Origin of the sequence: Mesoplasma entomophilum (assembly GCF_002804125.1) — a bacterium.
In the GTDB taxonomy this organism is placed as follows: Bacteria; Bacillota_I; Bacilli_A; order Mycoplasmatales; family Mycoplasmataceae; genus Mesoplasma; species Mesoplasma entomophilum.
The window spans coordinates 511,165-523,359 of the sequence record NZ_CP024966.1; the positions used below are offsets into that span (position 1 = coordinate 511,165).

General features: G+C 27.9%; 9 protein-coding genes. All 9 read right to left on the reverse strand.

The genetic code is table 4. From position 1 onward, the window contains the following. Nucleotides 1-34: 34 nt before the first annotated feature. Nucleotides 35-967, reverse strand: coding sequence for a carbamate kinase (gene arcC, locus MENTO_RS02285; RefSeq protein WP_099651256.1), 933 nt, complete (start codon nucleotides 965-967; stop codon nucleotides 35-37). 20 nt (nucleotides 968-987) lie between these two features. Further along, entirely contained in the window at nucleotides 988-2,553 is a 1,566-nt protein-coding gene (locus MENTO_RS02290; RefSeq protein WP_099651529.1) for a YfcC family protein, read from the reverse strand. Nucleotides 2,554-2,652: 99 nt separating this feature from the next. After that, nucleotides 2,653-3,651, reverse strand: a complete 999-nt coding sequence (gene argF, locus MENTO_RS02295) for an ornithine carbamoyltransferase (protein ID WP_099651257.1) — start codon at nucleotides 3,649-3,651, stop codon at nucleotides 2,653-2,655. A gap of 30 nt (nucleotides 3,652-3,681) precedes the next feature. Then, nucleotides 3,682-4,878 (reverse strand): arginine deiminase, encoded by a 1,197-nt coding sequence (locus MENTO_RS02300; protein ID WP_407657509.1) that lies wholly within the window; start codon nucleotides 4,876-4,878, stop codon nucleotides 3,682-3,684. 161 nt (nucleotides 4,879-5,039) lie between these two features. Next, entirely contained in the window at nucleotides 5,040-6,872 is a 1,833-nt protein-coding gene (locus MENTO_RS02305; RefSeq protein WP_099651259.1) for an ABC transporter ATP-binding protein, read from the reverse strand. 10 nt (nucleotides 6,873-6,882) lie between these two features. After that, nucleotides 6,883-8,721: an ABC transporter ATP-binding protein gene (locus tag MENTO_RS02310; protein ID WP_099651260.1), complete on the reverse strand. Its 1,839-nt coding sequence runs from the start codon at nucleotides 8,719-8,721 to the stop codon at nucleotides 6,883-6,885. A gap of 131 nt (nucleotides 8,722-8,852) precedes the next feature. Further along, on the reverse strand, nucleotides 8,853-9,704 hold the full coding sequence (locus MENTO_RS02315; RefSeq protein WP_099651261.1) for a hypothetical protein: 852 nt from the start codon (nucleotides 9,702-9,704) through the stop codon (nucleotides 8,853-8,855). 4 nt (nucleotides 9,705-9,708) lie between these two features. Then, nucleotides 9,709-11,148, reverse strand: a complete 1,440-nt coding sequence (locus MENTO_RS02320) for a DUF2130 domain-containing protein (protein ID WP_099651262.1) — start codon at nucleotides 11,146-11,148, stop codon at nucleotides 9,709-9,711. Between the two features lie 210 nt (nucleotides 11,149-11,358). After that, nucleotides 11,359-12,192, reverse strand: coding sequence for an HU family DNA-binding protein (locus tag MENTO_RS02325; protein WP_099651263.1), 834 nt, complete (start codon nucleotides 12,190-12,192; stop codon nucleotides 11,359-11,361). Nucleotides 12,193-12,195: the final 3 nt, after the last annotated feature.

Consider the following 12,195-nt stretch of genomic DNA (forward strand, 5'->3'; position numbering starts at 1 on the left):
ATCATAAAAATTTTGTTTAAAGGTTTTTTATTTGTTATTTTGTTATTTTTGTTCCTGATTCGCCTTTTAAAACTGCTGCAACTTTATCTAGTGAACCTATATATGCAGGTTTACCATTTGATGATTTGACAAATGCCATTGCTGCTTGCACTTTAGGTAGCATTGAACCTGAGGCAAACTGGTTTTCCAAAATGTATTGTTCTGCTAATTTAATATTCATTTCTTTAATTGAAGATTGATTTGCTTTATTGTAGTTAATTAAAACTCTATCAACAGCTGTAAGTATAATAAGAGAATCCGCATTACATAATTCTGCAATTTTTGCTGCTGCAAAGTCTTTATCAATAACAGCGGCTACTCCTTGAATAAAATTATTTTCTTCAATAACAGGAACCCCTCCTCCACCAGCTGCAATTAAAATAAATCCATCATCAACTAATTTAGAAATCATATTTTTTTCAATAATACTAATTGGTTTTGGTGAAGCTATTACTCTTCTTCATCCTCTACCAGCATCTTCTTTAACATTTCAATTATTTAAAGAAGCCATTTTCTTAGCTGTTTGTTCATCCATAAAAGATCCGATTGGTTTAGTTGGATCTTTAAAAGCTAGATCATTTTTATCAACTAATGTTTGCGTGACAATTGAAGCCACACTTTTTTTAATTTTTCTAATATTTAATTCATTTGTAATCGCTTGTTGCAAATGATAACCAATATATCCTTGAGACATTGCTCCACATTCAGGAAAATCAACAATAGGATTTTTTTCATCTGTTTTGTTAGCTACTTCAAATCCATTATTAATCATTCCTACTTGAGGACCATTTCCATGAACAATAATTAAATCATTATTTTGTTCAATAAAATCAACTAAATGTTTCGCTGTATTTTTAACAATTAGTTTTTGTTCTTCAGGATTATTACCTAAAGCATTACCACCAATTGCTACAACTATTTTTGCCATATATTATTTCCTTTCATATTTTAAGCCATACTTCCTCCGATTGCACCACCAATTGAAAGCATTATTATACTAATAATAAATGCTCCTAAAACAACTGGTCAAATTCCTTTCAAGAATCTATCATATCCAACTCTTGAAATTGCTACAGCTCCCATTACAACACCTGAAGTTGGTGTAAATAAGTTTAATATTCCATTTGCCATTGAGAACGCCATTACAGATCCTGACGCTGCTGCATCTTGGAATCCAGTAACTACACCATTAGAGTCTTTAACTGCTACTGATGTTGCAATTAATGGAAATATTGCTGCTGCAAATCCTGATGATGATGGGATTAAGAATGATAATGGTAAGAATAGAATAAATAAAACTAATATTTTACCTACTTGACTATTAATTCCACCAATTGATGAATTTAATCCACTAACAAATAGTTCTTGTAAGTGAGTTGCTTGTAAAATAACTCCTACTCCAGCTGCTGTAGCAATAACTAAACAAACTGATAGAATATCTGAAGCACCAGCCATAAATTCTTGTAAGAATCCTTCTTCTCCTAATCCTAAAACTAAACTCATGATAATAGCAGCAATTAAGAAAATTGTAGCTACTACATCTAATCCTCCTTGGCCAAATCCAGGAATCATTGATGTTAAGTATGGGAAACTTTGATTAATTTTATCTCCAAAGTCAGCCATCGCTGTTGTACCTGTAATTGAATCTCAATTAACAAGATACATAATCATAACTAAGAATGTCAATCCAAAGATTGCTAAAGAAGTTTTTCTTTTTCCTGTCATTATAATTTTTTCATTATTTTCTGATAAGAAGAATTGTTTGTCTCCTTCATAAGTTGAGAATGTAACAGATTTTGAAGGATTATTTTTAACTTTGTTTGCATATCACATAACATAAGCAATAGCTGCTCCAGTCATTACCATTCATGTGATTAATCTTCAAACTAAACCATCACCAGCAGAAATACCATTTCCACCAGATAATCCTGAACCACTGTTTAATCCATCCATAGCAATTGTAATAACGAATGGGTTAACTGTAGAACAAATAACTCCTACTCCCGCTCCAACTAAAACAATCATTAAACCTGTGAATGTGTCGTAACCAGCAGCGATCATTAGCGGAATACAAATCATGTAGAAACCTAATGATTCTTCTGCCATTCCTTCTGCTGTTCCACAAATTGAAAAGAAAATCATTAATGGAATAATTGCATAAATTTCTTTTCCTTGTAGTTTTGCAAGAATTCCTTGTGAGAATCCTTGTAAAGATTTAGAAGCAATTGTTAATTGAATAAAAGCCCCTAAAACTAAGATAAATATAATAACATCAGCTTTGCCTTGAAAACCTTTCATAGGTGCAAACAATATATCGACTAATCCAGCCGCTTGAATTTTAGTTGGATTTGTAGTTTCTGTTATTATTGTACCTGGCAATCCTGTTGCAGGATCTGTTCAGGGTGTTTCAATAGTGCTTTTAACATCTGTTGAAACTCCAGTTCAATGTAGAATTCAAGATAATAAAACTAAGAAAGCAATTATCAATAATAAAATTGAGAATGCTGACCACATTTTAAATTTCCTTTTTTGTGGTTTTTCTTGTTTAGCTGCTAAATTGAAATCTTCATCCTTTCTTTTTTCAGTTGCTGTCATATTTCTCCTTAGAGCATTCTATTGTTTACCGATAGTTGCCACCATAACTGCTTTAATAGTATGTAGTCTGTTTTCTGCTTCTTCAAAAACAACTGAATGTTTTGATTGGAAAATTTCATCAGTTACTTCCATACTTTCAAGTCCAAATTTTTCATGAATATCTTGACCAACAGATGTATTTAAATCATGGAATGCTGGTAAGCAGTGCATGAAAAGATAATCTTTTTTAGCATTAACAAGATTTTCTTTTGAAACTTGGAAAGGTTTTAATTGTTTAATTCTACTTTCTCAAACTTCTGGTGCTTCACCCATTGACACTCAAACGTCTGTATAAACAACATCAGCGTCTGTACATGCTTTTTTCATATCATCAGATAAAGTAATTGTTCCACCTGTTTCTGCTGCTATTTCTTTACATTGTTTTACTAGAGCTTCATCTGGTCATAATTCTTTTGGAGCTGCTGCCACAAAATGCATTCCCATTTTGGCACATCCGACCATTAATGAATTACCCATGTTGTTTCTTGCATCTCCAGCAAAAACAAATTTAATTCCTTTTAAGTCACCTTTGATTTCTTCAATTGTTAAAAAGTCTGCCAAAATTTGTGTTGGGTGAAACTCATCAGTTAAACCATTATAAACTGGCACTCCTGAGTATTTTGCTAAGTCTTCAACATCACTTTGTTTGAATCCTCTAAATTGAATTGCATCATACATTCTACCTAAAACTTTTGCTGAATCAACAACTGATTCTTTTTTACCAAATTGAGATCCTGAAGGTCCTAAATATGTAACATGAGCACCTTGGTCTAATGCACCAACCTCAAATGCACATCTTGTTCTTGTTGAATCTTTTTGGAATAGTAAAACAATATTTTTACCTTCCATATTTTTTTGTTCTGTACCAGCATATTTAGCACGTTTTAAGTCTCTACTTAAATTTAGTAAATACCTGATTTCTCTAGGTGTGAAGTCTAGTAATTTTAAAAAACTTCTTCCTTTTAAATTAACTGCCATATTTTATAACCTTATCTTTCTTTTATATTTTTATTGTTTTAAATCTTCTCTTCATAAAGGCATAGACATACATCTAGGACCTCCACGTCCTCTTGACAATTCAGCTGAAGGAGTTTTGATAACTTCAATTCCAGCTTTTTCCATTAAATCAATTGTTACTCAGTTTCTTTCATAAGCAATAACTTTGCCTGGTGCAACAACTAAATGGTTAGTTCCATCGTTTCATTGTTCTCTACCAGCAGCAATTTCATCATCACCACCACATTTGATTATTTTTACTGATTTTCCAACTAATTCTGATAAAACATCAATTAAAGATTTTTTAATTTCAGTTTTTCCTTCTGGTGTTATTAAATAAATTTTAAAAGCATCAACATTATCAAATATTAATGGGTGAGCGATAAATTTATCGTAATCCGCATTTGTTAATACTGTATCTAGGTGCATAAATGCTCTTGTTTTTGGTAAGTCTAATACAAGTATTTTTTTGTATGTTCCTTTTGCAAATACTTCTTTAGACATTCTTTCAATTGCTTTCATGCTTGTTCTTTGTGAAACACCAATAACTAGAATTTCTTTGTTAAGAACCATGATGTCTCCACCTTCAATTGGTTCTTCTCATTCTCTTTCATAGAAATGCGGCACATCATTGGCAAATCTTGAGTGATTTTTAAACACAAAGTCCGGGAACAATGTCTCTCTGTTACGAGTTACAGATCACATTTTGTGTAAAGTCACACCATTACCAACTGATGCAAAAGGGTCTCTTTGGAACAATACGTTAGGTAATGGATCAGCTATGAAAGGATAGTGATTTTCATCATGAATACCTAATTCTATTTTTTTAGTCCCTGCTATCATTTTATTTACCATTTCAAAATTTGATAAACTTAATAAATATTTTTTAAATTCTTTAGTGTATTTTTTATCATTGATACCTTCTTTGATAAATTTATTAACAAATTCATCTTTCAAGTTAGGATTTTGATCTAAAGCTTCAGCCACTAATCTTTCAATGTATAAAACTTCAACCCCTTCTCTTCTTAATAAATCTGTAAATCTATCGTGTTCTTCAATGGCTACTTTTTTGAATGGAATATCATCAAATAATAGCCTTTCCAATAAATCGGGAACTAAGTTTTCAACTTCATCCCCAGGTCTATGTACTAAAACAGATTTTAATTTTCCAATTTCTGAATAAACATTAATTTTAGACATATTTTTCAACTTCCTTTTCTAATTTTTTAAAGTTAAGGTACTAACCTCAAATTTATTATTGCACTTTTAAATAACAATTTCCAAATTTTGGGAAAATTTTTGAAAATTATTATTTTGAATAAAGGTGTTTTGCGTAAAAAGAAAAAAACGCTAAGTTTTTTAGCGTTTTATTATTTGTCTATTTTTCCAGCTTCGTATAAGTTTTTAAAATGACCTTCTTTTTTAGTTAATTCATTAAATGTTCCTTCTTGTACAATTCCAGCACCATTAGCACCAAGTACAATGATATGATCAACATTTTTAATAGTTGAAAGTTTATGAGCGATAGTAACACTTGTTCTACCTTTCATTAATTGATTCAACTTATTTTGAATTTCTTTTTCCACAATATTATCTAAAGCAGAAGTAGCTTCATCTAAAATTAATAACTCAGGATTTTTTAAAATCATTCTAGCAATAACTAAACGTTGTTTTTGTCCACCAGAAAGCATAAATCCACGTTCACCTAAAACAGTTTGATAACCTTCAGGTCAACTCATAACTAATGCATGTAGCTCAGCTTTTTTACATGCTTCAATCGCATCATCATCAGTTGCATCAAATTTACCATATTTAATATTTTCTAAAACAGTACCAAATAAAATTTGTGGTTCTTGTTCTACATAACCAACATGGTTTAAGTAATGTGATAGATTTAAATCTTTTAAATCATCTTTATTATTAATCAATATTTGTCCTTCACTAGGATCATAAAATCTCAATAGCAATTTAGCAATAGTTGATTTACCAGAACCTGTTTCTCCAACAAAGGCATATGACTTACCATATTGTAAAGTAAAGTTAAAGTTAGGTAAGATTAAGTTTTCTGGTTTTTCAGGATATCTGAATTTAACATTTTTGAATACAATATCACCTTTTAAGTCTTTAATTTCTTTTCCTTCATGATAATGGAAATCTAAAATTGATTCAGCATTTAATGTTTTTAGAATTCTTGATGAAGAAACTCCAGCCATAGCAGCACCACCAGATATTACAAATAAGGTAATAATTGGCCCAGTTAACATTCCCTGCGCCATTACAAAAGCAGGGAAGATTTGGAAGAATGCTTGCATTCTAGTGGTATCTGAATCTCCAGCAAAGAAAACAGCAGCAAATACAGGAGCAGTAAACAATAATAAGAAATCTCCAGCAAAAACAATCACTGAAAATAAACTTAATCATTTTCCAATTGGTCTTCCTTGGTCATAATAATCAACATGTTTATCTTTAAAGTATTGTGTTTCATAATCTTCTGTTCCAGTTGATTTAATTAATCTAATTGAGATAACACGATCAATTACATTACCATTTGTTTTTTCCAATGTTAATCTAACTTTTTCTCATTTTTTAACTAATGCAATATAACAACCAAAAAACGCAATTAAAATTAATACAAAAATTACACATCCGACTAAAGCAATTCTTCACTCAAGAATAAAAGTTAATGATAATCCAATAATTGATTGGAAAAATGCACTAGCCACATTCATTGGAATATCAACAGCTTGATTTCCTACAACTTGAGCATCAGAAATAACATTAGTTAAAAGTTCACCAATCTTTTTATCTGAATAATAAGAAATATCTTGTCTTATTAGTTTTTCTAAAACTTCATTTCTTAAATGCGTTTCAATTTGTTTTGCAAACGTATTTGATCATCAGTTAAATAAGAATGAGTTAAATAAGTTAAAGAATAATAATGCTACTGAAATAATAATTAGTTGAGTTGTTTCTAATCCTCAAAATCTAACTAATCAAAAACCAGTAGATGCAGCTTTTTGTGCATCAGTTAAGCTTAAAGCTAAATTTATTTGGTTTGTTAGTAGCGGAGCTAAAAATAACATTAAAGCCCAAAAAACAAAGTTAGGAATTACTCATCAATTTTTTTTAAAATCTTGCTTATAATATTTAAAAAATAAATATATAAAAGCTCGACTATTTGAAATTTCTTTTTTCTTTTTCATAATTCCCTCCCTATTGATTTTGTTCTTCTAATAAACCTGCTTCGTATAAGTTTTTAAAATGACCATCCACTTTAACTAACTCTTTAAATGTTCCTTGTTGAACTATACCTTTAGCATTTCCACCTAAAACAATGATATGATCAACGTTTTTAATTGTTGAAAGTCTATGAGCAATAGTAAAACTTGTTCTACCTTTCATCAATTCATTTAGTTTTGCTTGAATTTCTTTTTCTACAATATTATCTAATGCAGAAGTAGCTTCATCTAAAATTAAAATTTGTGGATTTTTTAAAATCATTCTGGCAATAACTAATCTTTGTTTTTGCCCTCCAGAAAGCATAAATCCTCTTTCTCCAAGAATTGTGTCATATCCTTCTGGTCATGAACTAATTAATTTATGTATTTCAGCTTTTTTACATGCTTCAATAACTTCTTCATTAGTTGCATCAAATCTTCCATACTTAACGTTTTCATAAACATCACCAAATAAAATTTGTGGCTCTTGTTCTACATAACCAACATGTCTTAAATAACTTGATAAGTTTAAATCTTTTAAGTTTTGATTTTTATTAATAATAATATCACCATTACTTGGATCATAGAATCTTAATAATAATCTAGCAATTGTTGATTTACCAGAACCAGTCTCTCCAACAAACGCATATGATTTACCTTCTTCAAATGTAAAATTAAATTTAGGTAAAATTAATTTTTCTGGTTTTTCTGGGTATCTAAATTCAATATCTTTAAATACGATATCTCCTTTAATATCATTAACTATAATTCCATCAGTATAATGTGGATCTAGTCTTGATTCATCTTTTAATAAGTTTGATACTTTTACACTAGCAACTCCAGCTACAGCTAATGAGAATGTAATTCCCATTAAACTACTATATGTTGCTATTAAACTTGCTTGATTGATCATGTATGCTGGGAATGTAGTTGAAAAGAATGTTGATGATGCTTCTTGATCACCCATAATTGAGTAAATAATCCCTGCAATGATTGGAATTGCAAATTGTAAAATCATTGAACCTGCATAAACTGTAGTCATTAAGAATGATAAGTTTAAAATAGCTGGTTTATGCGCTTTGTAGTTAATTTCTTGTTGTTTTTCTAAATATGCTTTTTCATAATCTTCTGTTCCAGTTGACTTAATTAATCTAATTGTTCCAACTCTATCAGTAACATTACCATTAACTTCTTCATAAATTTCTCTAACAACTGCATATTTTTTAACAGTTTGAATATAGAAAACAAAGTATAAAGCAAGTAAAGCAAAGTAAATAATTGATCCAAAGATTGCGATTTTTCATGCAAGTATGAATGTCATAGTAAATGCGACAACAAATTGTGATAGTGAAATACCAATATTTGTTGGAATTCTAACAGCACCATCTCCTAAGTTTTGTGTATCAGCAACAACACTTGTTAGAATTTCTCCAATTTTTTTATCTGAATAATATGAAATATCTTGTCTTACTAACTTTTCAAGAATTTTATTTCTTAAATCAATTTCAATCTTTCTTCCTAAAATATATGAGTAGTAGTTAAAAACAAAAGTTCCAATTGCATCAATTATAATCATGGATACAGCAACTATGATAATTGTTGTTGAACTTCATCCTCAAAAAAGAGCTTTCTCTGCTTTGTTTAAATCAACTCCGTTTTCACTTTTAATAGCTAATGTAATTTGTTGTGTTAAAAGTGGTATTGAAGCTCTGGTTAAACAGAATGATAATATAGTTAATGCTAGAATAATTGTTATTCATCAGTATTTTATATAATACTTAGAAATTATTTTGAAAAATTCTGCATTTGTTGAAGTTTTTTTATTTTTGTTCATAAAGTCCTTTCTTAAGTATTTTTACAATATATAAATAATATCATTTAGTTTTGAAATTAGATAGATTAAAATATCATTTTTTTTAAAAATAAAAAAATGCCTTGCATTTCTTTTCTTTAAAATTATTAAGATTATAGTTTTTCTAAAAAACTTATAGCTTTTTTTGTCAACCTCAAATATTCTGGCCTACTGGGACCAAAAGTTGCTCCATACGTTGTTCTACTTATTAAACCACAGATATTCAGCCTTTCTAATGTTTCTTCCAATTCATCGTCTAAATCTCAATTTAAATATTGGCCATTAAAAAGAATTTCTAAAGTATCTAATTTAAAATCAAATTTAATCTTTCCCAAATCTTTTAAAACTGCCTTTCTTGTAATTTTAACTTTTTGATAACTTTCTTCGTTTATAAACTTATTATGGTTTTCTAAAGGTCTATATTTTATTTCTATACCATCTATTTCATCAAAATTAAAAATATATTTTTCATGTAAAAAAGAGTTTAAGTTAAAAATGCCCTCAAATTCTTTTCCCAACTTAAAAGCAAAGTTTTCTCAATCCTGATCTTCAATTATCCCTTCAACCATATTATATAATTGAGGTATTTGAACTTTTTCTAATGAATTTATTGATTCTTTGATACTTTTTAAAATTTCTAAATCTTTTGACGTTATAGAATTATAAAAACTAATATGTTCCAAGTTATTTAATATTTCTTTACAGTCGTATTTAAAAATTTCTTTTTTCTTTGATAATGCCGGATCTAAATAAACCGTAAAGAAATATTGAGCTATTTTTGCTGATATTTCATATCCGCTGTTATTATCTTTTAAATAAATTTCCTCAAGTTTCTCGAATAGTGATATTTCCTTTATATATTTTTCAATTTTTTTGGCATTTTTTTCAGCTATTCAATTTTTAGTTTCTTTAAAAAAAACTATTGCCGCTTTTAAAGTTAAACTTGTTACTAATGAAGCACTCAAAAAATTATTCTCCTTCTATAACCATTTCTCCAAGTATCTTAGAAAGTCCTTTTTGAACTTTATTGAAGAATTGTTGGTTTATTACATTAATTGATTTTTTAATTCTTGTTGAGTTTCTTTCTAAACTATCAGCCACTTTATCAAGATCTTCTAATTCTTTTTGCATTTTTTTATAAGCTGTTGGAAATTGCACTGTTCAGTATTCATTTAATTCAGCTTTTTGTTTTTCTAATTCTTTTAATAAGTCATTATCAGAAGCGTTAGTAACATTTTTTATTTTTTGATTATATTCATTTTCAAATTCAACTAATCTTCTTACAATTTGTCCAACAAATACAAAACTTTCTGAATCAGTGATTCAAATGTTTTCATATTCGTCACTTCTAACAAAAGGTAATCCAGGATACTTATCATTAAAACTTGTTGCTACTAAAATTCCATATTTAGTATTGTTGCTTGCTGCATCAGTTGATAGTTTAGGGATTCAAGTATTACTTCATTCAGCATTTTTAACTTCATAAACAATTTTTCCTATTTCTTCACGCTTATGATTTTTAATTGTTTGTAAATAATCAGCTTTCTTTTCCCCAGTTGTAATTTTTTCAATTCCGTCAAATAATCCAAATGCTTTAACTAAATCTTCATACACTTCATGTTCAAAGTTTTCACCTTTACGTTTTGAATTAATAATTTTAAACTCACGGTTAGCTTGAACTAAATCAGCTATTCTTTTGTCATAATCATTTATTAAAGTTAATTCTTTAGTTTTTGACTCTGCATCTTTTTGAATGGCCAAGTTTTCTAATTCAATTTTTTTATTATTTAACTCTAGTTTTAAGCTATTTATTTCTTGATTAAATTGATTAATTAGAACTTCTTTGTTTTTTTCAATTTCAAGATTTAATTTTTGATCTAAAGCTTTAATTTCAACTTCTTTGTTTGCTAGTTTAATTTCTAATGAATTTTTAACATTATTAAATTCATTTAATAAGTTATTTTTTGCTTCATTTAATTCTGCAATCTTTTGTTGATTTAATTGATCAATGATATTTTGTTGTTTTTGAATGTTTAATTCATATTCTTTAATCTTTTCACTAAACTCGTTAATAACAACATTTCTTTCTTTATCTATTTCTAATGCTTTTTGTTCATTTAATTTATTAATTAAATTATCTTTTTCATTAATTGAAATATTTAAAGCTTCTAATTGTTTATTAAAATTATTTAGCATTTCTTGTTTAACTAAATTTATTTCAGCAATTTGCTTTTCATTCATTTGTGTAATTAATTCATTTTTAAGTTGCACACGAATTTCATTTTCTTGTCTTTGTTTTAATTCACCTAAATAGTTTTCAATAACTGTTCAGTTTGAATTATGATTCTTAAAAGAATCTTTTGTAATTTCTTCGCCACATTTGGGGCAACGAAAAAGTATATCGCTCATGGATATATCCTCCTTTATTTAATATTTCTTTGTTTTATTTTAAGAGTCTAGAATAAGCACAGACTGTCACCTTTGGCTCACTTTCTTTATTATTCTAAGGTATAAAACTAACCTACTTTTATATTAATGTTTTAATTTTTGAAATAATGGTATTTTTTATATTGTCTTTATTTATTTTTTATTTATAATGGAAAAAAAATAAGCCTAAGCTTATTTTTGTTCTTCTTCAATTGTTATTGTTTCAATTGTCTTTTTATTATATTTAATTCCTGTTCATTTTGTATCTGACATAATCAATTTTAAATTACGTGAAGGTTTAAATTTAATTATAGTTGACGCAGGCACTTCTACACTTTCTCCATTTGATGGATTAATTGCTTGTTTTACCGGTTTCTCAATCTTAACTAATTTACCAAAGTTTTCAATTAAAACTTCTTCCCCATTTATTAAATGATTTTCAATATTTTGAACTAAATTATTAACAATTTCATTAATTGTTCTCTTTTTATAGTCAGGATACATCTCTGCAAGTCTATCAATTAAATATTTTTTTGATACTTTATCATAACTAGTTTTTTTAACTAATTTATCTTCTCTAGTAACTTTTTCTTTAATAATTAATTGTGAATTTTTATTTTCTTGAACTTCTACTTTTTCATGAGAATAATTTGGCGCACTCTCAATTATTTTATTTTTGAAAATTAAATTTAAAATTAATAGAATTATTAAACCTAAAATAGCAAATAAATATATTCAGTTAATCAATGCATCTAAAAAAACTGGTGTTAAAAAAGTAGAACCACTATATAAATTAGATTGAACCATTGAATATAAACCAATTGGTCCTAGCATGAAACCACTTGTGTTTTTAAATCAATTTTTAAAAACATGTGAACCAAAAACATCTGAAATAGCTTGACTTCATTGTTCATTTCCATAGTAAAAATTATTTAATAGTTTAAAGATAATCATTAAAGTGGTTGAAAGTATCATAAGTAAGATGATAATTGATAATTTGAATTTATAACTTTTGATTATTTTCATAAA